Origin of the sequence: Salibaculum griseiflavum (genome assembly GCF_003129565.1) — a bacterium.
GTDB classification, from domain to species: domain Bacteria; phylum Pseudomonadota; class Alphaproteobacteria; order Rhodobacterales; family Rhodobacteraceae; genus Salibaculum; species Salibaculum griseiflavum.
In genome coordinates this window covers 222,821-245,756 of sequence record NZ_QETF01000001.1, presented here as the reverse complement: position 1 = coordinate 245,756, position 22,936 = coordinate 222,821, and the positions used below count along the sequence as shown (strand labels likewise).

General features: G+C 62.3%; 33 protein-coding genes. 5 read left to right on the top strand and 28 right to left on the bottom strand.

What is annotated here, in order from left to right:
* The first annotated feature begins 7 nt into the window (after positions 1 to 7).
* From argB to DFK10_RS01340, 3 genes are read left to right on the top strand one after another with little or no spacing between them, the layout of a single operon-like run.
* Positions 8 to 874, top strand: coding sequence for an acetylglutamate kinase (gene argB / locus DFK10_RS01350; protein WP_109385797.1), 867 nt, complete (start codon positions 8 to 10; stop codon positions 872 to 874).
* Entirely contained in the window at positions 871 to 1,500 is a 630-nt protein-coding gene (locus DFK10_RS01345; RefSeq protein ID WP_109385795.1) for a ferredoxin, read from the top strand. Before argB ends, DFK10_RS01345 begins: the two co-directional genes overlap by 4 nt.
* Positions 1,497 to 2,003: a SixA phosphatase family protein gene (locus DFK10_RS01340; RefSeq protein ID WP_109385793.1), complete on the top strand. Its 507-nt coding sequence runs from the start codon at positions 1,497 to 1,499 to the stop codon at positions 2,001 to 2,003. The genes DFK10_RS01345 and DFK10_RS01340 overlap by 4 nt, the downstream gene beginning before the upstream one ends.
* Positions 2,004 to 2,035: 32 nt before the next feature.
* Here DFK10_RS01340 and DFK10_RS01335 read toward each other — a convergent pair whose 3' ends face one another.
* From DFK10_RS01335 to rpmC, 27 genes are all read right to left on the bottom strand, one after another.
* The gene (locus DFK10_RS01335; protein ID WP_109385791.1) at positions 2,036 to 2,827 is read right to left on the bottom strand and encodes an amino acid ABC transporter ATP-binding protein; all 792 of its coding nucleotides are present in this window, start codon (positions 2,825 to 2,827) and stop codon (positions 2,036 to 2,038) included.
* A gap of 11 nt (positions 2,828 to 2,838) precedes the next feature.
* Positions 2,839 to 4,155, bottom strand: coding sequence for an amino acid ABC transporter permease (locus tag DFK10_RS01330; protein WP_109385789.1), 1,317 nt, complete (start codon positions 4,153 to 4,155; stop codon positions 2,839 to 2,841).
* A 1-nt stretch (position 4,156) separates the two neighbouring features.
* A complete protein-coding gene (locus DFK10_RS01325) occupies positions 4,157 to 5,461 on the bottom strand; it encodes an amino acid ABC transporter permease (protein ID WP_109385787.1) in 1,305 nt (434 codons plus the stop codon).
* Positions 5,462 to 5,602: 141 nt separating this feature from the next.
* A complete protein-coding gene (locus DFK10_RS01320; RefSeq protein WP_109385785.1) occupies positions 5,603 to 6,619 on the bottom strand; it encodes an amino acid ABC transporter substrate-binding protein in 1,017 nt (338 codons plus the stop codon).
* A gap of 218 nt (positions 6,620 to 6,837) precedes the next feature.
* Positions 6,838 to 7,542: an ATP12 family chaperone protein gene (locus DFK10_RS01315; RefSeq protein WP_109385783.1), complete on the bottom strand. Its 705-nt coding sequence runs from the start codon at positions 7,540 to 7,542 to the stop codon at positions 6,838 to 6,840.
* The gene (locus DFK10_RS01310; protein ID WP_109385781.1) at positions 7,539 to 8,228 is read right to left on the bottom strand and encodes an HAD-IA family hydrolase; all 690 of its coding nucleotides are present in this window, start codon (positions 8,226 to 8,228) and stop codon (positions 7,539 to 7,541) included. Before DFK10_RS01310 ends, DFK10_RS01315 begins: the two co-directional genes overlap by 4 nt.
* A complete protein-coding gene (locus tag DFK10_RS01305; protein WP_109385779.1) occupies positions 8,228 to 9,268 on the bottom strand; it encodes an RluA family pseudouridine synthase in 1,041 nt (346 codons plus the stop codon). Before DFK10_RS01305 ends, DFK10_RS01310 begins: the two co-directional genes overlap by 1 nt.
* On the bottom strand, positions 9,265 to 9,645 hold the full coding sequence (locus DFK10_RS01300; protein ID WP_109385777.1) for a fluoride efflux transporter FluC: 381 nt from the start codon (positions 9,643 to 9,645) through the stop codon (positions 9,265 to 9,267). The genes DFK10_RS01305 and DFK10_RS01300 overlap by 4 nt, the downstream gene beginning before the upstream one ends.
* A gap of 31 nt (positions 9,646 to 9,676) precedes the next feature.
* On the bottom strand, positions 9,677 to 10,990 hold the full coding sequence (locus tag DFK10_RS01295) for a replication-associated recombination protein A (RefSeq protein ID WP_109385775.1): 1,314 nt from the start codon (positions 10,988 to 10,990) through the stop codon (positions 9,677 to 9,679).
* 107 nt (positions 10,991 to 11,097) lie between these two features.
* Positions 11,098 to 11,526, bottom strand: a complete 429-nt coding sequence (rplQ, locus tag DFK10_RS01290; protein ID WP_109385773.1) for a 50S ribosomal protein L17 — start codon at positions 11,524 to 11,526, stop codon at positions 11,098 to 11,100.
* A gap of 138 nt (positions 11,527 to 11,664) precedes the next feature.
* A complete protein-coding gene (locus DFK10_RS01285) occupies positions 11,665 to 12,681 on the bottom strand; it encodes a DNA-directed RNA polymerase subunit alpha (RefSeq protein WP_217810026.1) in 1,017 nt (338 codons plus the stop codon).
* A 105-nt stretch (positions 12,682 to 12,786) separates the two neighbouring features.
* Entirely contained in the window at positions 12,787 to 13,179 is a 393-nt protein-coding gene (gene rpsK / locus DFK10_RS01280) for a 30S ribosomal protein S11 (RefSeq protein ID WP_109385769.1), read from the bottom strand.
* 15 nt (positions 13,180 to 13,194) lie between these two features.
* Positions 13,195 to 13,563, bottom strand: coding sequence for a 30S ribosomal protein S13 (gene rpsM / locus DFK10_RS01275; protein ID WP_109385767.1), 369 nt, complete (start codon positions 13,561 to 13,563; stop codon positions 13,195 to 13,197).
* A gap of 203 nt (positions 13,564 to 13,766) precedes the next feature.
* Entirely contained in the window at positions 13,767 to 14,414 is a 648-nt protein-coding gene (locus DFK10_RS01270) for an adenylate kinase (protein ID WP_109385765.1), read from the bottom strand.
* The gene (secY, locus tag DFK10_RS01265; protein ID WP_109385763.1) at positions 14,411 to 15,772 is read right to left on the bottom strand and encodes a preprotein translocase subunit SecY; all 1,362 of its coding nucleotides are present in this window, start codon (positions 15,770 to 15,772) and stop codon (positions 14,411 to 14,413) included. The genes DFK10_RS01270 and secY overlap by 4 nt, the downstream gene beginning before the upstream one ends.
* 105 nt (positions 15,773 to 15,877) lie before the next feature.
* Complete coding sequence (gene rplO / locus DFK10_RS01260; protein ID WP_109385761.1) at positions 15,878 to 16,351, bottom strand: 50S ribosomal protein L15; 474 nt, start codon at positions 16,349 to 16,351, stop codon at positions 15,878 to 15,880.
* A gap of 225 nt (positions 16,352 to 16,576) precedes the next feature.
* A complete protein-coding gene (gene rpmD, locus DFK10_RS01255; RefSeq protein WP_109385759.1) occupies positions 16,577 to 16,768 on the bottom strand; it encodes a 50S ribosomal protein L30 in 192 nt (63 codons plus the stop codon).
* 2 nt (positions 16,769 to 16,770) lie between these two features.
* Complete coding sequence (gene rpsE, locus DFK10_RS01250) at positions 16,771 to 17,358, bottom strand: 30S ribosomal protein S5 (RefSeq protein WP_109385757.1); 588 nt, start codon at positions 17,356 to 17,358, stop codon at positions 16,771 to 16,773.
* A gap of 102 nt (positions 17,359 to 17,460) precedes the next feature.
* The gene (gene rplR, locus DFK10_RS01245; RefSeq protein ID WP_109385755.1) at positions 17,461 to 17,820 is read right to left on the bottom strand and encodes a 50S ribosomal protein L18; all 360 of its coding nucleotides are present in this window, start codon (positions 17,818 to 17,820) and stop codon (positions 17,461 to 17,463) included.
* 11 nt (positions 17,821 to 17,831) lie between these two features.
* Complete coding sequence (rplF, locus tag DFK10_RS01240; protein WP_109385753.1) at positions 17,832 to 18,365, bottom strand: 50S ribosomal protein L6; 534 nt, start codon at positions 18,363 to 18,365, stop codon at positions 17,832 to 17,834.
* 12 nt (positions 18,366 to 18,377) lie between these two features.
* Positions 18,378 to 18,767, bottom strand: coding sequence for a 30S ribosomal protein S8 (rpsH, locus tag DFK10_RS01235; RefSeq protein WP_109385751.1), 390 nt, complete (start codon positions 18,765 to 18,767; stop codon positions 18,378 to 18,380).
* Between the two features lie 12 nt (positions 18,768 to 18,779).
* Positions 18,780 to 19,085, bottom strand: a complete 306-nt coding sequence (gene rpsN, locus DFK10_RS01230) for a 30S ribosomal protein S14 (RefSeq protein ID WP_109385749.1) — start codon at positions 19,083 to 19,085, stop codon at positions 18,780 to 18,782.
* Positions 19,086 to 19,097: 12 nt separating this feature from the next.
* A complete protein-coding gene (gene rplE, locus DFK10_RS01225) occupies positions 19,098 to 19,661 on the bottom strand; it encodes a 50S ribosomal protein L5 (RefSeq protein WP_109385747.1) in 564 nt (187 codons plus the stop codon).
* Entirely contained in the window at positions 19,661 to 19,966 is a 306-nt protein-coding gene (rplX, locus tag DFK10_RS01220; RefSeq protein WP_109385745.1) for a 50S ribosomal protein L24, read from the bottom strand. The genes rplE and rplX overlap by 1 nt, the downstream gene beginning before the upstream one ends.
* Complete coding sequence (rplN, locus tag DFK10_RS01215; RefSeq protein ID WP_109385743.1) at positions 19,966 to 20,334, bottom strand: 50S ribosomal protein L14; 369 nt, start codon at positions 20,332 to 20,334, stop codon at positions 19,966 to 19,968. Before rplN ends, rplX begins: the two co-directional genes overlap by 1 nt.
* A gap of 74 nt (positions 20,335 to 20,408) precedes the next feature.
* Positions 20,409 to 20,639 carry a 30S ribosomal protein S17 gene (rpsQ, locus tag DFK10_RS01210; RefSeq protein WP_109385741.1) on the bottom strand — a complete coding sequence of 77 codons (231 nt, stop codon included), beginning with the start codon at positions 20,637 to 20,639 and terminating at the stop codon, positions 20,409 to 20,411.
* A 3-nt stretch (positions 20,640 to 20,642) separates the two neighbouring features.
* The gene (gene rpmC, locus DFK10_RS01205; RefSeq protein WP_109385739.1) at positions 20,643 to 20,849 is read right to left on the bottom strand and encodes a 50S ribosomal protein L29; all 207 of its coding nucleotides are present in this window, start codon (positions 20,847 to 20,849) and stop codon (positions 20,643 to 20,645) included.
* 174 nt (positions 20,850 to 21,023) lie between these two features.
* Here rpmC and DFK10_RS01200 point away from each other — a divergent pair, with 174 nt between their 5' ends.
* Together DFK10_RS01200 and DFK10_RS01195 are read left to right on the top strand one after the other, a co-directional pair.
* Complete coding sequence (locus DFK10_RS01200) at positions 21,024 to 21,644, top strand: 2OG-Fe(II) oxygenase family protein (RefSeq protein WP_109385737.1); 621 nt, start codon at positions 21,024 to 21,026, stop codon at positions 21,642 to 21,644.
* Positions 21,645 to 21,723: 79 nt separating this feature from the next.
* Positions 21,724 to 22,404, top strand: a complete 681-nt coding sequence (locus tag DFK10_RS01195; protein ID WP_109385735.1) for a lysozyme family protein — start codon at positions 21,724 to 21,726, stop codon at positions 22,402 to 22,404.
* A gap of 106 nt (positions 22,405 to 22,510) precedes the next feature.
* On the opposite strand, the gene rplP is transcribed toward DFK10_RS01195, so the two are convergent.
* Positions 22,511 to 22,924 (bottom strand): 50S ribosomal protein L16, encoded by a 414-nt coding sequence (rplP, locus tag DFK10_RS01190; RefSeq protein WP_109385733.1) that lies wholly within the window; start codon positions 22,922 to 22,924, stop codon positions 22,511 to 22,513.
* Positions 22,925 to 22,936 lie beyond the last annotated feature (12 nt).

Below are 22,936 nucleotides of genomic sequence, written 5' to 3'. Positions count from 1 at the left end.
CCCGGACATGAAGAAGCAAGACATGAACCGCGACTGGATCGCCACCGCCAAGACCCTCAACCAGGCCCTGCCCTACATGCAGCGCTATGCCGGGGCGATCGTTGTGATCAAGCTGGGTGGCCATGCCATGTCCAGCCAGGATGCGATGGAGGATTTCGCCCGCGACGTGGTGCTGATGCAGCAGGTGGGCGTGAACCCTGTGATCGTGCATGGCGGCGGTCCGATGATCAACGACATGCTGGATCGGCTGGCGATCAAGTCCGATTTCGTGAACGGCAAGCGCGTCACCGACGAGGCGGTGGTCGAGGTTGTCGAAATGGTGCTGGCCGGCAAGGTGAACAAGTGGATCACCCATGCCATCAACCAGCAGGGCGGTCGCGCGGTGGGCCTGTCGGGCAAGGACGCGAACCTCATAACCTGTGATCAGGACGTCCCCGAGTTAGGCCTTGTGGGCACCCCGGCCGAGGTTGATCCGTCGCTGCTTCATACCCTGTTCGAGGCGCATACGATCCCCGTGATCGCCCCCCTTGGTGCGGGCCGCAACGGGGAGACGCTCAACATCAATGGCGATACCGCCGCCGGGGCGGTGGCCGCGGCGCTCAAGGCTGACCGTTTGCTGCTTCTGACCGATGTCGAGGGCGTCAAGGATGCTGCCGGCAAACTGGTCACGGAGCTGTCGCCGGATCAGATCAAGACACTGACCGATGAGGGCGTGATTGCCGGCGGCATGATCCCCAAGACACAGACCGCGCTTGCGGCCATCGCAGGGGGCGTTCGGGCCGTTGTTATACTGGACGGGCGGGCGCCAAATGCGGTCTTGCTTGAATTGTTCACCGACCACGGGGCGGGTTCGTTGATCCGCACGCCACGGTGAGCCTCGCCGAAGTTCAAGCGGCGGCGGGCGCGGCCCGGCTTTCCATCCTCGGCGGCTTTCACCCCGACCCTGACGAAGGCCTGGGCGGAACGCTTTTTCTGCTCGGGCCCGGCCCGGATTTCTGGCACCATTTCGCGCAATCCCCCGAGATGCGCGACGGTCATCCCGACCCGCTCGACCGCTGGTCAAGGCGTGTCGTCACCCGCATCGCCGAAGTCGTCGGAGCGCGGGCTCTGTTTCCCTTTGGCGAGCCACCCTTTCATCCCTTTTTTTCATGGGCGACACGGACAGGACGCATCTGGCAGTCTCCGGTGAACTTTCTGGTCCATGCGGAACAGGGGCTGTGGGTCTCTTTTCGCGGTGCCCTTGCCTTCGAGGGCACGCTCGAACTTCCACTGACCATGGAGCGCCCCTGCGACAGCTGCCCCGACCAGCCTTGTCGCACCGCGTGCCCGGTTTCGGCGCTGACGCCCGAGGGCTACGATGTGGCCGCCTGCAAGGATTACCTGCGTGACGGCGCCGAGTGCATGGACACGGGCTGCGCGGTCCGGGCGGCCTGCCCGGTCAGCCAGTCCTTTGCCCGCGATCCGCGGCAATCCGCATTTCACATGAAAGCCTTTCTATGACCCATCGCCTGATCCTGATCCGCCATGCCAAGTCCAGCTGGGATGATCCTTTTGCGGACGATCATGCGCGCATCCTGAACGCGCGGGGCCGGGACGCCGCAACCGCGATCGGAACATGGCTTCGTGACGGGGAATATCTGCCGGACCATGTGTTAAGCTCCGACAGTGCCCGGACGACCGAAACCGTCGCGCGGATGAAGGCAAGCTGGGGTGCGGATGTCCCGATCACCTTTCTTCCCGCGCTCTATCACGCCGCACCGCAAATTCTCTTGGAGGTTCTGCGTGCGGCGCCTGCGCGGCGCGTGGCGCTGGTTGCGCATAATCCCGGCATCGGCGAGTTTGCATCGGCCATGGCAACCGAACCACCCGGCCACCCGAAATTCCACCAATACCCAACCTGTGCCACCACCATCCTGGATTTCGACATCCCGAAATGGAACGACGCGGCCCCGGGTTTGGGCCGCGTCGTCGATTTCATCGTGCCGCGCGATCTGACAGGCTAGGACGAACGAAATGCCAGAACTTCGTTGCCGCCCTAGTGGCCGAGGATCTGGCTGAGGAACAGCTTGGTCCGATCGCTTTGCGGGTTGTTGAAGAACTCTTCGGGTTCGTTCTGTTCGACGATCTGGCCCTGGTCCATGAAGATGACCCGGTTCGCAACCTGACGGGCAAAGCCCATCTCGTGCGTGACGCAGAGCATCGTCATGCCTTCTTCGGCCAGCTCGATCATGGTGTCGAGGACTTCCTTGATCATCTCGGGGTCAAGCGCCGAGGTCGGCTCGTCAAAGAGCATAATCCGCGGGCGCATGCACAACGACCGGGCTATGGCCACACGCTGCTGCTGACCGCCCGAAAGCTGGCCGGGATACTTGTCGGCCTGTTCAGGGATCTTCACCTTTTCGAGGTAATGCATCGCGATTTCCTCGGCCTCTTTCTTGGGCGTCTTGCGCACCCAGAGCGGGGCCAGCGTGCAGTTCTCGAGGATCGTCAGATGCGGGAACAGGTTGAAGTGCTGAAAGCACATGCCAACCTCGGATCGGATCTTGTCGATATTCTTGAGATCGCTGGAAAGCTCCGTACCATCCACCACGATCTGCCCCGCCTGGTGTTCCTCCAGGCGGTTGATGCAGCGGATCAGGGTCGACTTGCCAGACCCGGACGGGCCACAGATGACGATCCGTTCACCGCGGTAAACGGTCAGGTTGATGTCACGCAGAACGTGGAACGCCCCGTACCACTTGTTCATATCGGTGATCTGGATCGCGACCTCGTCAGAGACCTGCATATGGCTGCGATCAATTTCGCGTTCGGTTACGAGTTCGGACATTTCAGGTCTCCTTACCGATGCTCACGCTGGAGCTTCTTTTCGAGGAAGATGGAATAACGGCTCATGCTGTAGCAGAAGATGAAGAACATCAGGCCGATGAAGATGAAGAGTTCCCAGTAGATCCCGTTCCACTCTGTCGTCGCGCGGATCGCGTTGGACAGGCCGATCGGGTCAAGCAGGCCGATGAAGACCACCAGTGTGGTGTCCTTGAACAGACCGATGAAGGTGTTCACGATCCCGGGGATCGAGATCTTCAGGGCCTGCGGCAGGATGATCAGGCGCATGGACTTGGCATAATCCAACCCCAACGCATCGGCGGCCTCATACTGGCCTTTGGGAAGGGCGGCCAGGCCACCCCGGACCACTTCGGCGATATAGGCCGAGGCGAAGAGCGTCACCATGATGATCACCCGCAGCATGAGGTCGAAATTCGTCCCCGGCGGCAGGAAGTAATTCAGCAAGAGCGATGCGGTGAACAGCCAGACAATCAGCGGCACACCCCGGATGACCTCGATGAAAGCCACCGACACCTTGTTGATGATGAACAGATGCGATTGCCGCCCCAGCGCCAGCAGGATGCCCAGCGGCAGCGACAGGATAATGCCGGAAATACCGATGATCAGCGCCAGCATGAAGCCACCGATGTCGTTGGATTCGACCTTGGTGATTTCGAGCGGAATAGCACCGCTCAGTCCGGCGACGATCGGGCCGGTCAGGAACAACCAGAACAGGATCGGAAGCAGGATCGCGGATATCGTGCCAAGGATGTTGCCTGCCGCCTTGCCGATGAAGACGAAGGCCAGCGCACCGACACCAAAGCCCGCAGCCGTGATGATCGGCCCCCAGAGCGACCCACCCCAAATCATCCAGTAGACCAGGAACGGTGCGGCCAGAGAGCCCCAGAGCGCCTGGCGCGGCATGGACTGGAACAGCACCGGTGCGATCCCCAGAAGGAAGATCACGAAGGCAACGATCGGGCGCCAGTATAGTTCCGGCGGGTAGAAGCCAAAGATCAGCTGGGGCCAACGCTCCGTGATCACCGAGAAACAGGCGCCACCGTGGGAGTTCAGCCCCTTTTCGGCCAGCACCTCGCGGCATTCCGCAAGACTGCCGGTTGTCCAGACCGAGTTCGCCAGCCACGGCACCAAGGCCGCCAGCACCCAATAGATGACGAAAAGCGACAGAACGGTAAGGATCACGTTGAGCCAACCAGAGAACAGGTTCTCGCGGATCCACTTTACGATCCCCTTTTCGGTGATGGGCGGTTCTTGTTCCGCCAGCATCTCCGTCCGGACAAAGCGGGTGGTTTCGGCGTGGGTCTCGCTCATATCACCGCTCCTTCAACTTCACTGCATTGTTGTAGACGTTCATGACCGCAGAGATCACAAGCGACAGAACAAGATAGAACAGACCCAACAAGAGCATGCCCTCCAGCTCTCGTCCGGTCTGGTTGATGGTGATGCCGCCCAAGGTCGAGCGCACGTCCATGTAACCAACGGCGATGGCCAACGAGGAGTTCTTGGTCAGGTTCAGATATTGCGAGATGAGCGGCGGGATAATGACCCGAAGCGCCTGCGGCAGGATGACGAGGCTCATCGTACGTCCCGGGCGCAGGCCCAGCGCATTGGCGGCTTCGGTCTGGCCCTTGCTGACAGCGAGGATGCCCGCGCGGACGATCTCCGCGATGAAAGCACCGGTATAGAGCGACAGTGCCAGCCACAGGGCAATCAGCGAGTTGCGCAGGTGGATGCCCTCGGTGAAATTGAATCCACGCAGGTAGGGTTGCGCGATGGTCGCCCCCAGCGCGAGCATGACAAGCAGCGTCGGCACGACGATGATGCCCAGATTGATATACCAGGTGGTCGGCCGTTCGCCGGTGGCCTCCTGGATCGCATCGGCCCGTCTGGTATTCCAGCGTGCGCCGTAGATCGAGGCGCCGAGCACGCCGATAACGATAAGCCAATCCCATACCGACGAGGGCGGCGGTGTGCCGTCTTCGCCCGCTTCGATCGCCGCGGGGTTTTCGCTGCGCCATGTGGCACCGGCGGACCCGATGGAATTCTCGAAACCGATGCGCGGAATATAGACGCCCCGGTTGGTGACAGCCACGCTGTCATTCACGAACATCGAGGCCTCGGGCTCATCGCCGCGGAAATCACGCGGTTGCGGCATGCTTTCGGTCATCACCGCGAAGATCAGGATGATCCAGAGCAGCAGCGGGACATTGCGGAAGCCTTCGACGTAGACAGCCATCAGGTTGTTGACGAGCCAGTTCTTCGAAAGGCGAAGGACGCCCGCGATGACCCCGAGAACGGTGGCAAGCGCGCATCCCAAGATGGCGACAAGTATCGTATTCAGGATCCCGACCATGGCTGCGCGGCCATGGGTGCTCTGGCTGGTATATTCGATGAGCCGCTGATTGATATCATACCCGGCCGGTTGGGTCAGGAAGCCGAAATCGAAATCCTTGCCCAGCGTCTCAAGGTTCTGGACGGTATTATTGATCAGCCACCACAGGGCACCGACCAACAAGGCCAAGGCAATGACCTGGATGGTGAGCGAACGGTAGCGGGTGTCGTAGATGAGTTGGCTGAGCCGAAAGGACTCCTTCGGCACGTCGGTCGACGCTGACATCAGATATCTCCCTGATCCCCGATGTTATTCTTGCGCACCCGTTGTCCGAATTGCGCGAATTACTTGGGGGTGGTTCTTCCCGGCCCATAGGGGCCGAAAGGAAAGCAGGAGGCGCATTTTGCGCCCCCTGCCCTGGGTCTCTTAGCGGAACGGCGGGGCGTAGATCAGGCCGCCCTCGGTCCACTGAGCGTTCAGGCCACGGGCCAGACCGATCGGGGTGTTTTCACCGATATGGGTCTCGAACAGCTCACCGTAGTTGCCGCCGGCCATGATGGCGCGCTTGGCCCACTCGGCGTCGAGGCCAAGCATGGCGCCAAGTTCACCTTCGGTGCCCAGCATACGGTTGATTTCAGGGTTGTTGGTGCCAGCCGCCAGTTCTTCGACGTTGGCAGAGGTCACACCCAGCTCTTCCGCAGCGATCAGCGCGTTCAGAGTCCAGCGCGCCACGTCACCCCATTCGTTATCGCCATGGCGCACAAGCGGGCCGAGCGGCTCTTTGGAGATGATCTCGGGCAGAATCGCGTGATCGGCCGGGTTCTCGAAGGTGGCACGGGTGGCCGCCAGACCGGAGGCGTCGGTGGTGTAGACGTCACAGGCGCCAGCCAGATACTGCTGCTGCGCTTCGGCGTTGGTTTCGATCGGAACCGGCTCGTAGCTGATGTTGTTGGTGCGGAAGAAGTCCGCCAGGTTCAGCTCGGTCGTGGTGCCGGTCTGGATGCAGACGGTGGCGCCGTCCAGATCCTTGGCCGAGGACACGCCCAGCTCGCGCGGGACCATGAAGCCCTGACCGTCATAGTAGTTGATGCCGACGAATTCGAACTTCAGGTCGACGTCACGGCTGAAGGTCCAGGTCGTGTTACGTGCCAGAAGGTCGATTTCACCGGAGGCCAGCGCGGTGAAGCGGGTCTGACCGGTGGTCGGAACGAATTCAACAGCGGACGGATCGCCGAGAACGGCGGCGGCGACTGCGCGGCAAACGCCGACGTCAAAGCCCTGCCATTCGCCATTCGCGTCCGGCGCGGCAAAGCCGACAAGACCGGTGGTCACACCGCAGTTGAGCGTGCCACGCGCTTTCACGTCGTCAAGCGTACCCGCCGCAGCGGCACCGGCAGCGAGACCAGCAACAGTCAGCGCGCCGAGAAATACGGATTTTTTCATTGTTTACCTCTTCCTGAGTTCCCCCGAGTGCAGGGGTTCTTTTTTGGTTCGTCCCTAGGGACGAGGGCGATACGACGCAGGAATCCTGCGAACAGAAAGAGAGTGGTCGGATTCACCAGCCAAGGTCAAGGGAAAGTAAACGTCAAACGCAGGTGAGTTGGCGGTTTTTTCGACTGCAAACCGCCAAAAAAGAAGGCGATTCGACCGAATACGGGTCGCTATACCATGGAATACAAAAGCGCGGCCTGTTCCAGTTGCTGCCTTTTGATCGCTGCGACCGCCACCGCCTCGTCATCTGCGCCCCATTGTTCGATCTGCCAATCCTCGTCCAGCCGCGACAGGTCAAAGGCCCGGTCGGCCCCAAGATGACCACGCGAAATCGCAAGACCAAGCACCAGCGATCCCGTGATCGTCACGAGGTCGTGCAGCGCGGTAAGCTGGAAGACGGTCTGGTCATGGGCAGCACGGCGAAGCCGGTTCAGCGCGTCGTCATCCTGCGCCACCGGCATGATGCCTTGCCCCAGCCGGAGCCGCGCGCCGTAGGTCTCCTCGGCCCAGTCCAGGAGCGGATCCCATTCGACCCGCTGGCGTTCGCACAGCTCTTCCGGCCCTTCGGCACGATAACACAGCAGGTCGCTGCCAGCGTAATCGGCCAGCATGTCGGCGACCTCGTCAAACTGGACCGAAACCTTGTCGATGGCCGAGTTGGCGGCGCGGGTCATGGGCATGCGAACCGGCTCGATCACGTCCTCGACCGCGTCCCATTCCCTGGCGATGGCATGGGCAAGGGCAGCGGAGGGCACTGCGACCGGGGCCTTGGTCGGGGTCTTGACCGGGCGTCCGTCCAGCTCGATCCCGTGACCGTCTTCGGTTTCCACAACGGTCACCTCTTTCCAGAACCGCTTCGCCTGCCATTCGCTCATGCGCTCTTCTCCTCTGGCTGTCCGATCAGGCGATCCACCGCGCCCTCCAGCTCGGCGAAGTCGTCGATCAGCACATCGGCATCAAGGGCATTGGCCGGATGATACCCCCAGCCGACACCGATACGCCGGATACCGGCGGCCCGCGCCATGTCCATGTCATAGGTCGTGTCACCGACCATCACCGCCCGGTCCGGCGCGATTCCGGTCTCGGACAGGCATTCCAGCACCATCGCCGGATGCGGTTTGGACGGGTGATGGTCGCTGACCTGGCTGGTCACGAAAAGCCCCTCCAGCCCATGCCCTTCGATCAACTTGTCCAGCCCCCGCCGGGACTTGCCCGTCGCCACGCCCAGCAGGGTCCAGGGGTCGGCGTGCAGCCGTGCCAGCGCCTCTCGCGCGCCGGGATAAAGCGGGCTCGTCTCGTTCACCTTGGCCTTTTCCCGCAAGGCGACATAGCTGTCCTTGTAGGTCTCGACCATGCGATCGCGGCGTGCCGGATCCAACCCCGGCGTCAGGGTCTCCATGGCGACCGGCAGGGACAGGCCGACAATCGACAGAACCGCCGCACGGTCCGGGGTTGGCATCCCCTCGGCCGCATAGGTCATGGCCATGGCACCGAGAATATCGGTCTGGCTGTCGACCAGCGTGCCATCGACGTCGAAAATGACCAATCGCAGGTCGGGCATCACATCAACTCTTCGAACGGGTCTTCGGCAGCCAGGTCCTCGGTCCAGCCGAAGGTTTCCCAGGACTGCGCCATGTGGTCGGGCAAGGGGGCGGTCACGGTGATGACCTCACGTGTGATCGGGTTTTCGAAGCGCATCATGCGGGCATGCAGGTGCAGCTTTTTCGAGATGATCCCGCCCAGTTGCGCGCCCCAGCCATCGCCCAGGTTTTCCTGCCCGGACCCACCGTATTTGCCATCCCCGATGATCGGGTGACCGATCTCGGCCATATGGGCCCGTAGCTGGTGCGTGCGCCCGGTCAGCGGCTCCATCGCCACCCAGGCGGCGCGGTTGGCGACCCGGTAGAGCGTGGCATAGAGGGTATGGGCGCGCTTGGCGCCCGGCGTGCTGTCGATATCGCGCGGGTGAACGGCGTGCATCCTTTCGCCCTCGCCCTTGGCACCGCGCCCACCGGCCTTGACCAGACCATACTTGATCTCGCCCAGGTAAGGCGTGGGCACGCCAGCCACCAGCGCCCAGTAGATCTTGCGCGTATCCTTGTGCCGCATCGACGCGGTCAGACCCTGCGCCGCCTGCCGGCTCCGTGCCAGAAGAAGAACGCCGGATGTGTCCTTGTCCAGCCGGTGCACAAGGCGTGGCTTTTCCTCCAGCCCGAATTTCAGCGCCTCGGACAGCCCGTCCACGTGGCGCGTCTGTTTGCTACCCCCCTGCGTGGGCAAACCGGCGGGCTTGTTTAGGGCGATGACGTGATCATCCTTGTAGATGACGCAGTCGCGGATCATGCGTGCCTCGGCGTCCGAGATGCTGTCCTTTGGCTTGGCGGGCGCCTTGGTATCGGGCAGCGGGGGAATGCGGACCTCTTGCCCCTCTTCCAGCCGGGTATTGGCCTTGACCCGGCCGCCATCGACCCGGATTTCGCCCTTGCGACAGCCCTTCTCGATACGGCCCTGCGTGATCTGCGGAAACCGGCGCTTGAGCCAGCGATCCAACCGCTGATCGCCCTCACCCGACTCGACGGTGATATTCAGAACGCCGCTCATGCCAGCACCGAGCGCATCGCGCAGACACCGGCAGCGATCGCCAAGAGCGACCCGGCGACCGAAAGGCCGACATAGAGGCCCGCCTGGCCCAACGCGCCGCGTTCGACCAGCGTCAGCGTTTCCAGCGAGAAGGCAGAGAAGGTCGTGAAGCCACCCAGCAGCCCGGTCATCAGGAACGGGTTGAGCGCCGTCAGCCCACGTTGCCCCAGGAAAACCACGAATGCGCCCATGAGGAACGAGCCGAGGATATTCACGGTCAACACGCCAAGGGGAAAGCCGCCCGCGCCAAAGCCGCGGGCAATCGCGACCCCGGCAGCAAAGCGTGCGGCAGAGCCGATAGCCCCGCCAAGGGCGACTTGAAGCATGGTGATCAACATGGCGCGTTCCTTGACGCTATGGGGGGCTTTGTCAACTGCCCTGTCGCCGGGTGCGCAGCTTGGCAAAATAGTCGACCCGCTTTTTCAACTCGCGTTCGAAGCCCCGATCGACAGGGCTGTAATAGACCCCGCGCTTCATCCCGTCGGGAAAGTAGTTCTGGCCCGAAAAACCATCCTTGGCATCGTGGTCATAGGCATAGCCTTCGCCATAGCCGATGTCCTTCATCAGGGATGTGGGCGCGTTCAGGATATGTTTCGGGGGCGGTTCGCTGCCGGTTTTCTTCGCAGCGGCCACGGCATTCTTGTAGGCGGCGTAGCCTGCGTTCGATTTCGGGGCGAGCGCCAAATAGATCACGGCCTGCGACAGGGCCAGTTCGCCTTCGGGACTGCCAAGGCGTTCATAGGCCTGCCAGGCCCCGATGCATATTTCCTGGGCCTGTGGATCGGCCAGCCCGATATCCTCGACCGCCATGCGCGTCAGGCGTCGGGCAAGGAACCGCGGATCCTCACCGCCCTGAAGCATCCGCGCGAACCAGTAGAGCGCCGCATCGGGATCCGATCCGCGCACCGATTTGTGCAGGGCGGAAATCAGGTTGTAATGTTCATCCCCCGACTTGTCGTAATTGGCCCCCCGTTTCATCAGTCGGGTGGTCAGGGCCTCTGTGTCGAGCTTGTCGTCGGCTTTCCATGCCGCGACCTGTTCAACCAGGTTCAAGAGCGCGCGCCCGTCGCCATCAGCCATTTCCAGCAACGCCTCGCGCGCCTCGCCGGTCAGGGGCAGCGGTTTGCCAATCTCTCCCTCGGCCCGCTGGGCCAGCCGTTCCAGATCCGCCAACGACAACCGTTCGAGCACCAGAACCTGCGACCGGCTGAGAAGCGCGGCGTTGAGCTCGAACGAGGGATTTTCCGTGGTCGCCCCGACCAGAAGGATCGTGCCGTCTTCCATATGCGGCAGGAACCCGTCCTGCTGTGCCTTGTTGAAGCGGTGAATCTCGTCGACGAACAGTAGCGTGCCCTTGCCATTCTGGCGGCGCATGCGGGCCGCGTCGAAGACCTTGCGCAGTTCCGGCACGCCCGTGAAGATTGCGCTGATCTGAACGAAATGCAGGTCGGTCGCGTCGGCCAGCAACCGCGCGATGGTGGTCTTGCCCACGCCCGGCGGACCCCAGAGAACCAGCGACGACAGGCTGCCCGCCGCCAGCATCGCGCCCAGCGGTGCGTCGGGGCCAAGCAAGTGTTCCTGGCCGATCACCTCATCCAGCGCTTTCGGCCGCAGCCGGTCGGCCAACGGTCGGGGCGCGTTCGCGCTGGCGTCATCACCGGGCATGTCGAAAAGGTCAGCCATGACGCAACTCTATGCCTGCGCCGCGCCCGAGGCCAGATGCAGCAGGCGCCAGAACGAAAATGGCCCGCCGGTTGGGGCGGGCCATCGACTTTGACGGGGCGTCGGGATCAGTCCTCGACGGCCTCCATGTCTTCTTCGGCCTCCAGGCGCGCGCGGTCGGCGGCGCCTTTCGCCTCGGGGTCACGGTCGACCAGCTCGATGATCGCCATGGGCGCCATGTCACCGTAGCGGAACCCGGCCTTCAGGACACGGGTATAGCCGCCCTGACGATCCTTGTAACGGTCGGCCAGAACGTCGAACAGTTTGGCGACGTCCTTTTCCTGCTTGAGCTGGGCCGCGGCCTGGCGGCGGGCATGCAGATCGCCACGCTTGCCGAGGGTGATCAGCTTGTCCATGACGCGCTTGAGTTCCTTGGCCTTGGGCAGGGTGGTCTTGATCTGTTCGTGTTCGATCAGCGAACCGGCCATGTTCGAAAACAGGGCCTTGCGGTGTTCGTGGGTCCGGTTCAGGCGGCGGTATCCGCGAGCGTGACGCATTTTCTAGTCTCCTACTTTGCCCTCTACGGGCGGTTTTGCTTTGTCCGGCGGGCCATGCGTGTGACCCGCTCTCCTTGGGGCGGAATGCCCGGGGTGGGAGGACCGGAATTCTGGAAATCCGGTCCCGCCCGAATGGTATCAGAACTGGTCTTCGAACTTCTTGGCCAGGTCCTCGATGTTGTCCGGCGGCCAATCCTCGACATCCATGCCAAGGTGCAGGCCCATGCCCGACAGCACTTCCTTGATCTCGTTCAGCGACTTGCGGCCGAAGTTCGGGGTGCGCAGCATCTCGGCTTCGGTCTTCTGGATCAGGTCGCCGATATAAACGATGTTGTCGTTCTTCAGGCAGTTCGCCGACCGGACGGACAGTTCCAGCTCGTCCACCTTCTTGAGCAGGAGCGGGTTGAATTCCAGACCGTCATCATCCTGGCTGGACTGGGCAGCTTCGGGCTCGTCGAAGTTGACGAAAATCTGCAGCTGGTCCTGAAGGATGCGTGCGGCATAGGCCACGGCATCTTCCGGCGTGATCGACCCATCGGTTTCGATCTTCATGGTCAGCTTGTCATAGTCGAGCACCTGGCCCTCACGGGTGGGCTGCACGTCGTAGCTGACTTTCTTGACCGGCGAGTAGATGGCATCGATGGCGATCATGCCGATCGGCGCATCCTCGGGCTTGTTCTTGTCGGCGGCAACGTAGCCTTTGCCGGTGTTCACGGTCAGCTCGATATAGAGGTCGGCACCTTCGTCGAGGTGGCAGATCACGTGCTCCTTGTTGAGGATCTCGATACCCGCGCTTTCCGAGATGTCGCCGGCGGTCACGACGCCCGGACCCTTGGCCTGCACCTGCAGGCGCTTGGGGCCATCGGCTTCCATGCGGATGGCGACGCCCTTGAGGTTCAGCACGATATCGGTGACGTCTTCACGCACACCGGACACGGACGAAAACTCGTGCAGGACATTGTCGATCTGCACGGCGGTGATGGCGGCGCCCTGAAGCGACGAAAGAAGGATACGGCGCAGGGCATTGCCCAGCGTCAGACCAAAGCCGCGCTCCAGCGGTTCGGCAACCACGGTGCCCTGGCGTGCCGGGTCATTGCCCGGCTTCACGTCAAGCTGCGTGGGTTTGATAAGTTCGGCCCAGTTTTTATGGATCATGCGTCCCTCCATACTTGTCTGCCCTGCTGATCCGGCGGGGCGGACGCCCGAGGTTGAAATGACGAAAAGGGACCCCGCGTGCGGGGTCCCGTGAAATCTAGTCTCTTAGACGCGGCGACGCTTCGGGGGGCGGCAGCCGTTATGTGCGATCGGGGTCACGTCACGGATCGAGGTGATGTTGAACCCGACAGCGGCCAGCGCACGCAGGGCGCTCTCACGGCCCGAACCCGGCCCCTGCACTTCGACCTCAAGGGTCTTCATGCCGTGTTCCTGTGCCTTGCGGCCGGCATCTTCGGCGGCCATCTGCGCGGCATAGGGGGTCGACTTGCGCGAGCCCTTGAAGCCCATGGTGCCGGCGGACGACCAGGAAATGGCGTTGCCCTGCACGTCAGAGATCAGGATCTTGGTGTTGTTGAAGCTGGAGTTCACATGCGCGACGCCAGCAGCGATGTTCTTGGAGACCTTCTTCTTGCCCCCACGACGAGTATCACGTGCCATTGGTAGCTACCTCCCTTACTTCTTCTTGCCGGCGATCGGCTTCGCCGGGCCCTTGCGGGTGCGGGCGTTGGTGTGGGTGCGCTGACCGCGCACGGGGAGGTTGCGGCGATGGCGCAGGCCACGGTAGCAGCCAAGGTCCATCAGGCGCTTGATGTTCATCTGCACCTCGCGGCGCAGGTCGCCTTCGACGGTGTAGTTGGCGTCGATATGTTCGCGGATGGCGAGCACTTCGGAATCGGACAACTCGTTCACACGACGGGTTTCGTCGATGTTGACGGCTTCACAGATGGCCTTGGCCGAAGTATGGCCGATACCGGTGATGTAGGTGAGGGCGATCGGGACCCGCTTTGCAGTCGGGATGTTCACGCCGGCGATACGTGCCACGTTATCTTTCCTTTCGTTGCGGTTCCGTAGTGCCGGAACCTTTTTTCACAACTGAAGCCCGGAGCATTCCGCTGCCGGGCCTGAGCATGGTTTAGGTAGTCTGCCTGTCCTCGGGCGCGACCCGATTCGAAGCGGTCCCTTGCGGGATGGGGCTGTCTAGGGGGCAGCGACCGAATGGTCAACCCCCTGTCAAGGCTGATCTATCAGCCCAGCGCGGACTTGATCGCGCTGGCCACCTCGTCGATCTCGCCCAGCCCGTTTACCGTCGCCAGGTTGCCCTTGGCATAGTAGTAGCCAAGCAGCGGGCTGGTCTGTTTGTAATAGGCCAGAAGGCGGGTCTTCAGGCTTTCTTCGTTATCGTCGGCGCGGCGCTTGAATTCGGCCTTTTCGCCACAGGAGGTGCAAATTCCATCGGCCGGGATCGGCTTGGTGTTGTCGTTATAGACCTCACCGCAATTGCCACAGGTGGACCGGGCGGTGATCCGACCGACGAGTTCATCATCGTCGACCTGCATCTCGACCACGGCATCGAGGGTCTGCCCCTCTTCCTTCAGCAATTGGCCCAAGGCATCGGCCTGGGCCAGCGTCCGGGGGAAGCCGTCGAAGATGAACCCGCCGTGCTCACCGCCCGCTTCCAGCTTTTCGCGGATCAGCCCGATGACGATCTCATCGGTCACAAGATTGCCGGCATCCATGACGGCGGCGACTTTCTTGCCCATCTCGGTTCCGCTGGTGCGGGCCTCGCGCAGCATGTCACCGGTGCTGAGTTGCACCATGTTGCGTTCTTCCACGAGGATGCGGGCTTGGGTGCCCTTCCCCGCGCCGGGCGGTCCGAGAAGGATGATATTCATCGCCGTGCTGGTCCCTTGCTGCGTTTCTTCGATCCGCGCTTGCCGCGCAGTTGCGATTTCTCGATCAGCCCCTCGTACTGGTGGGCCAACAGGTGCGACTGTATCTGCTGGATCGTGTCCATGCCGACGCTGACGATAATCAGCACCGAAGTGCCGCCGAAGTAGAACGGGATCGCCAACTGGCTACGCAGAATTTCCGGCAGGATGACGATCAGGGCCAAGTAGGAGGAGCCAAGCACCAGGATGCGGGTGACCACGTAATCGAGATATTCGGCCGTGCGCTTGCCCGGACGGATGCCGGGTACGAAGCCATTCTGGTTCTTCAGGTTGTCGGCAACCTCATCGACCTTGAACGCCACTTCCTTGGTGTAGAAGAAGGTGAAGAAGACGACCATCGCCACCATGAACAGCAGGTAGAGAGGCTGGCCGGGACCGAAATAGGCCAGGATCGTCGACATGACGGGGCCGGTCTGGCTGCCCGAGAACGTGCTGAGCGTTGTCGGCAACAACAGAAGCGCCGAGGCGAAGATCGCCGGGATCACGCCCGCCGGGTTCACCTTGATCGGCAGATGGGACGAGCCGCCGTCGAACACCTTCATCCCCACCTGGCGGCGCGGATACTGGATGTGCACCTTTCGCAGGCTGCGCTCCATGAAGACGACAAAGGCAAGCACCACGATCACCATGGCGATCACGGCCACCACGAGGCCCCAGTTGCCGGTGGACCGGCCCTGCGCCAAGAAGCTGGCCAGGGCAGCCGGGATCTCGGCGATGATACCGACGAAGATGATCAGCGAAATGCCGTTCCCGATGCCGCGCGCGGTGATCTGTTCGCCGAGCCACATCAGGAACATGGTGCCGCCGACCAGCGTGATGACACAGGCCGCACGGAAGAACAGGCCCGGATCGGTGACAAGTTCGCCCGCCTCGAGGCTGACGGCCATGCCATAGGCCTGGAACGTCGCCAGCACCACGGTGCCGTAGCGGGTGTACTGGTTGATCTTCTTGCGGCCCTGTTCGCCCTCTTTCTTGAGCTGCTTGAGCGGCTCCCACATCGAGGACAGAAGCTGCACGATGATCGAGGCGGAAATATAGGGCATGATGCCGAGGGCGAAGATGCCCATGCGGCCCAATGCGCCGCCGGTGAACATGGACAGGATGCCGCCGATTCCGGCCGCCGCGTCCTCCATGAAGGATTGCAGCGCCTGGGTGTCGATTCCCGGCACCGGGATATAGGTGCCCAGGCGGTAGACGATCAGAAGACCGAGCGTGAAGAAGATGCGCTGGCGCAGTTCCTTGGCTTGGCCAAGGGCGCCCCAGCTCATGTTCGATGCCATTTGTTCAGCAGCGGATGCCATATATGCCCACCTGTTCAGACGAACGCCGCCAGACCGGTATCCCGGACGGCGGCGTCAGGAAACTTGGATATGGATGTAAGGGGCGCGGACGCCCCCCACAACCCGTTACTCTGCCGCAGCCGCGGTTGCGACGGTCACTTTGCCGCCAGCCTTTTCAACGGCTTCGACCGCGCCCTTGGAGGCGCCGGTGACATTCAGCGTCACCTTCGCGGTGATGTCGCCCTTGCCCAGCACGCGGACACCGTCCAGCTTGCGGCGGATGACGCCGGCTTCCAGCAGGCTGTCTTCGGTGATCTCGCCCTTGGCGTCGAGCTTCTTGGCGTCGATGAACTTCTGGATCAGGCCGAGGTTCACCACGGCGAATTTCTTGCGGTTCGGCTTGTTGAAGCCACGCTTGGGAAGGCGCTGGTAGAGCGGCATCTGGCCGCCTTCATAGCCCTTGATGGCCACACCCGAACGGGATTTCTGACCCTTGAGGCCACGGCCACCGGTCTTGCCCTTGCCAGAGCCCGGGCCACGGCCCACGCGCATGCGCTTTTTCGCGGCGCCTTCGTTGTCACGGAGTTCGTGCAGTTTCATATCGCTTCTCCTTTGCCGGACGACCCTGCCGAAGCGATACGCAGGGGACACGGCGTTTAATGAATGTGAATCGGGCCAAAGAAGGCCACCGGGGGCGTATACGGGCTTGGACTTCCGTTATCAAGGCCCAAGGGACGTCGCCCTGTTTTCGGCACACGGTCTAAAGCAAAACGCCCCGGCCATATCTGACCGGGGCACTTGTTCAGCGTTCATCGAGGCAGGCGCTCAGCCCTTCTCCTCGATGATCTCGACCATGTGGGGGATCTTGGCGATCATGCCACGCACGGACGGGGTATCTTCCAGTTCGCGGGTCTTGTGCATCTTGTTCAGGCCCAGGCCGATCAGCGTGGCGCGCTGGTCCTGCGGGCGGCGGATCGGTGAGCCGATCTGCTTAACGACGATGGTTTTCTTCGCCATGATCAAGCCTCCTCGGCAAGCTGGGTCTGCGGATCGCCGTGGGTCGGCGCTTCGTCACGGCTGGGCAGGATGTCACTGACCTTCTTGCCGCGGCGCTGAGCCACGGAACGCGGGCTCTGCTGGAATTGCAGCGCGTTCAGTGTCGCGTGAATCATGTTGTAGGGGTTCTGGGTGCCGACCGACTTGGCGACGACGTCCTGAACGCCCAGCATCTCGAACACGGCACGCATCGGACCACCGGCGATGATCCCGGTACCTTGCGGGGCGGTGCGCAGCACCACCTTGCCGGCGCCGTGATGGCCATATCCGTCATGGTGCAGGGTGCGGCCTTCGCGCAGAGGCACGCGGATCATCTTGCGCTTGGCAGCCTCGGTGGCCTTGCGGATGGCCTCGGGGACCTCCTTGGCCTTGCCCTTGCCAAAGCCGACACGACCTTTCTGGTCGCCCACGACGACGAGAGCGGCGAAGCCAAAGCGCTTACCACCTTTCACGGTCTTGGACACACGGTTGATCGCGACAAGGCGATCGGCGAATTCCGGGGCTTCATCGCGGTCGCGACGGTTCCCACGGTTTTGCGGTTCACGAGCCATTTGGCTTCCTCTCGATGTGGCGCGGCGCGCCGTTCAACTCAATCCTGGTGAGCCGCGCGGACCCCCGGATCATCGGGGGGGCGTTGCCGCCCCCCTCAGGTCTTAGATCTTCAGGCCACCTTCGCGGGCGGCGTCGGCCAGGGCCTTCACCTTGCCGTGGAACAGGAACCCGCCACGGTCGAAATAGGCTTCGGTGACACCGGCCTTCTTCGCCCGTTCGGCGATCGCCGTGCCGACCTTGGCGGCGGCTTCGACGTTGTTCTGGCCGATCACGCCCAAGTCCTTCTCCATCGAGGAGGCGGCGGCGAGGGTCACACCATTCACGTCGTCGATCAGCTGAACGCTGATGTTCTTGTTGGAGCGGTGAACGCTCAGGCGCGGGCGCCCGGCATTGACCTTGCGAAGCTTGTTCCGGACGCGCAGGCGGCGTTTCTGGAACAGTTGTCTCTTGCTGTTTGCCATCTGTCGCGTCCTTACTTCTTCTTGCCTTCCTTGCGGAAGATATACTCGTCGACGTACTTGATCCCTTTGCCCTTGTAGGGTTCGGGGGCACGCCATTCGCGAATGTTCGCGGCGACCTGACCGACCTGTTGCTGGTCGGCGCCTTCCACGATCACGGTGGTCGGCTTGGGCGCGGTGACAGTCACACCTTCCGGCACTTCGAAATCGACATCGTGGCTGTAGCCGAGGTTCAGCTTCAGGACATTGCCCTGCATCTGGGCCCGGTAGCCAACGCCGTTGATCTCGAGCTCTTTCTTGAACCCGTCGGTCACGCCGGTGACGCAGTTCTGCACCATGGTGCGGGACATGCCCCACTGCTGACGGGCGCGCTTGGACTTGCCGCGCGGCTCGACAGAAACGGTGTTTTCTTCGACGGCGATGGTGACATCGTCGGTTGCGGTGAAGCTGCGGGTCCCTTTGGGGCCTTTCACTTCGACGGTCTGGCCGGAGACAGTGGCGGTGACGCCGCTGGGCAGCTCGACCGGTCTTTTACCAATACGAGACATAATCAGCTCTCCTTAGAAGACCTGGCAAAGCACCTCGCCGCCGACTTTGGCAGCGCGTGCATTTGCGTCCGACATCACGCCCTTGGACGTGCTGACAATCGACACGCCCAGGCCCTGACGAACCTGCGGAATGTCCTTGGAACCCATGTAGACGCGACGGCCCGGCGTGGAAACACGCTTGAGCTGGCGAATAACGGGGGTTCCCTCGTAATACTTCAGGCTGATCTCGAAGGCCGGGTGTCCGTTCTCTTCGGTCTTTTCGTAGCCGCGGATGTAGCCTTCGTCGGCCAGCACATCCAGAACCCAGGCGCGCAGCTTGGAAGCCGGGGTCGAAACCGTCGACTTGCCACGCAGTTGGCCGTTGCGGATACGGGTCAGCATATCACCGATAGGATCGTTCATATCTGTCCCTCCTTACCAGCTCGACTTGACCATGCCGGGGATCTGGCCGTTGGACCCGAGGTCCCGCAGCGCGATCCGGCTGATCTTCAGCTTGCGATAATAGGCGTGCGGACGCCCGGTCAGCTGGCAGCGGTTGTGAAGACGGGTGGGCGAGCTGTTGCGCGGCAGCTTGGCGAGTTCCAGGCGGGCCTTGAAGCGCTCTTCCATCGGCTTCGATTCGTCGTTGGCGATTTCCTTGAGAGCGGCGCGCTTGGCGGCGTATTTGGCCACCAGCTTCTCGCGCTTCTTCTCGCGGGCGATCATGGATTTCTTAGCCATCGTATACGTCCCTCAGCTGTTGAACGGCATGTTGAAATGCTTCAACAGCGCTTTGGCTTCTGCATCGGTCTTGGCGGTGGTGGTGATGACGATATCAAGCCCCCAAACCTCGTCGACCTTGTCGAAGTTGATTTCCGGGAACACGATGTGTTCCTTCATGCCCATGGCGTAATTGCCACGGCCATCGAACGAGGTGCCGGATACGCCGCGGAAGTCGCGGATACGCGGCATCGCGATGGTGATCAGGCGATCGAGGAAATCGTACATCCGGTCGCCGCGCAGGGTCACCTTGGCGCCCAGCGGCATGTCTTCACGAACGCGGAAGCCGGCGATCGACTTCTTTGCCTTGGTGATGACGGCCTGCTGGCCGGCGATAGCGGTCAGGTCGTCCTGGGCCGCTTTGGCCTTCTTGGAGTCCTTCACGGCCTCGGCCCCGCAGCCGATATTCAGGACGATCTTGTCCAGGCGCGGGATTTCCATGTCGTTCTTGTAGCCGAACTCTTCTTTCATGGCAGCCTTGATGCTGTCCTTGAAGAGGGTCCGAAGACGCGGGGTGTAGGTTGCGGTATCCAGCATCAGATCACGTCCCCCGTGGTCTTGGCAAAGCGGACCTTCTTGTCGCCGTCCATCTTGAACCCGACGCGGGTCGGCTTGCCGTTCTTGTCGACGATGGCCAGGTTCGACAGGTCCAGCGGCATCGCTTTCGGCGTGCGGCCACCCTGGCTGTTCTGGCTTTGCTTTTCGTGACGGACAGCGATGTTCACGCCATCGACTACGGCCTTGCCGGCCTTGGGATCGACTCGGGAAATCTCGCCGGTCTTGCCCTTGTCCTTGCCGGACAGGACGATGACCTTGTCACCCTTTTTCAGTTTCGCAGCCATTAGAGCACCTCCGGAGCGAGCGAGATGATCTTCATGAAGTTCTTCGCGCGCAGCTCGCGAACCACCGGCCCGAAGATACGGGTGCCGACGGGTTCGTCGTTGTTGTTGAGGATGACGGCGGCATTGCGGTCGAAGCGGATCGCGGTCCCGTCCTCGCGGCGGACTTCCTTGGCGGTGCGCACGACAACGGCCTTGCGGACGTCGCCTTTCTTCACGCGGCCGCGCGGAATGGCCTCTTTGACGGAGACGACGATGATGTCGCCGACCGATGCGTAACGGCGGTGGGACCCGCCGAGGACCTTGATGCACTGAACACGGCGTGCGCCGGAGTTGTCAGCGACATCCAGATTGGTCTGCATCTGGATCATGTGGTTTCTCCCGACCTTTGGGGGGCATCATTGCCATTTCCCCAGGGTTTCGCTCAAACCGGAATGTGAGCGCCTTAGTTGGCGATCACCTCCCAGCGTTTCGTCTTGGACTTGGGCGCGCATTCCTGGATGCGCACGGTGTCCCCAACCTTGAACTGGTTGTTTTCGTCGTGAGCCCGGTATTTCTTGGACTTACGGACGGTTTTCTGCAGCAGCGGGTGCTTGAAGCGACGCTCGACCGAAACAGTCACGGTCTGGGCGTTCTGGTCGCTGGTCACGGTGCCTTGAAGGATACGCTTGGGCATGTCTTACGCCTCCTGCGCGGCAGCCGCCGCTTTTTCGTTCAGAATGGTCTTCACCCGGGCGGCGTCACGCTTGACGGCGCGCATGCGGGCGGTGTTTTCCAGCTGGCCGGTGGCCTGCTGGAAGCGGAGGTTGAAAGCCTCCTTTTTCAGATTGGCAAGCTCGTCCCGAAGCTGATCGGGGGTCTTGTCACGAAGTTCCTTGGCGTCCATCGCCTTTTTCCTTTCCAACATCACCGAGGGGCCCCGCACGGGTAACCCACAGATTCGGTGGAGTTCGTGTAGAAGTGGGCCGTATAGGGGGGATTGCTGCATGTGGCAACCCCTTTGTTCCCTTGGTCGAAAATGCCCCCTCGCCTGCGGCCAAGGGCTGGGCTATCAGGGGCCATGGCCAATATCAAATCCCTCTTCGTGACCCGCCTCTACCACGCCCAGCTGTCCGAATTCGGCACGCCCGTCGATGCCGATGAACTGGAAGCCTCCTGTTACTCCATCGCCGAGGATGACGAGGCCGGGCAGGAATGGTGCGAAAAGGAAGGCTATCCGGGCTACACGTCCTATGCATCGCTCACCGACCTTCCGTGGAGGTTCCCGATTTTCCAGCAGATCGTCGACAGCCTCGATCAACATGTCGCGGCCTTTGCAGAGGATCTGGAATTCGACTTGGCGGACCGCAAACTGGTGCTCGAGGATCTCTGGATCAATATCCTGCCCGAGGGCGGCACCCATTCCAGCCACCTGCATCCGCATTCCGTCATTTCCGGGACGACCTATGTCTCCATGCCCGACGGGGCCTCGGCGCTGAAACTGGAAGATCCGCGCTCGGGTAGGCTCATGGCTGCGCCCCCACGCAAGCAGAATGCGCGCGAAGAGCTGCGCACCTTCGTCTATGTCGCGCCGAAGGTGGGGGATGTGCTGCTGTGGGAAAGCTGGCTGCGCCACGAGGTGCCCATGAACATGGCCGAGGACGAACGGATTTCCGTCAGCTTTAATTACAAATGGGAATAAACCGCCCCTGCCGCGGAAAGCATTGAGAAAGAGTCGCGCGCCATAACCAGGCCAATTCCAATTTTCGGAGGCGGCCAGAATGGCGGGGCGACTTTTGGCAATGGTGTTCATCTGGCTGGCGAGCGGGGCGGCGGGCGAATTGCAGTCGCTCTTCCCCAGATCAGCCCCCTCGCCGGTGTCGCACGCCGCGCCGGGCAGCCTGTTCGCCGGGGCCGAGGCCGGGCTGTTCCGGGCGGTTCTGCGGCAGCCCGCCGCGCTGACCACGCCCCATGACAGCAACCGGATCGACCGGCTTCTGACCCTCATCGCGCGGGCCGAGGCGGGGCCGGCCAATTACGACGCCGTGCAGCATGGCGCGCGTATCCTCCCGCCAGGGCCGCCCACCGCGCTGACCCTGGCCGAGATCGACGCCTGGATCGACGCCACCCCCGGCCAGCCCCACGCGATCGGGCGCTACCAGTTCATACCGGCGACCCTGCGTCGCCTTGTCCGGGCGGAGGGGTTGCCCGCCCAGACCCGTTTTACGCCCGATGTGCAGGACCGTCTGGCCATCGTCCTGTTGGAAGAGGCGGGGTTGAAGGATTTCGAATCCGGCACTCTGCCCCGGGCCCGGTTCATGCACAGCCTCGCCCGCATCTGGGCCGGCCTGCCCTTGCCCAACGGGCGGTCCTATTACCACGGCTATGCGGGCAACAAGGCCACGATGACCTGGGCCACTTTCGACGGGTCGTTGCGCGCGATCTGGCCCGATGCGGGGTAGCAAAAACGAAACCCCCGCCAGTTTCCCGGCGGGGGTTTCATTATTCTTGAGCCTGTGCGGCCGCAATTGACTGCGTCAATCGTTTACCCGCACCCGGGGATTGGTTCTACCAATCCTCGCGAACGACTGTCCGGGTCTTGACCGGCAGCTTCATCGCGGCTAGGCGCAGGGCCTCGCGGGCAACGGTTTCGCTGACGCCGTCGATCTCGAACATCACGCGGCCGGGCTTCACTTTGCAGACCCAGCGGTCAACAGAGCCTTTACCCTTACCCATACGCACTTCGATGGGCTTGGCGGTCACGGGGGTGTCCGGGAAGATACGGATCCAAACGCGGCCCTGGCGCTTCATGTGACGCGTCATGGCACGACGTGCGGCTTCGATCTGACGGGCGCTGACGCGCTCGGGCTCGACCGCCTTGAGGCCATAGGTGCCGAAGTTCAGGTCGGACCCGCCCTTCGCCTCGCCACGAATGCGGCCCTTGTGCATCTTGCGGAATTTTGTGCGCTTTGGCTGAAGCATGGTTCAGTCCTC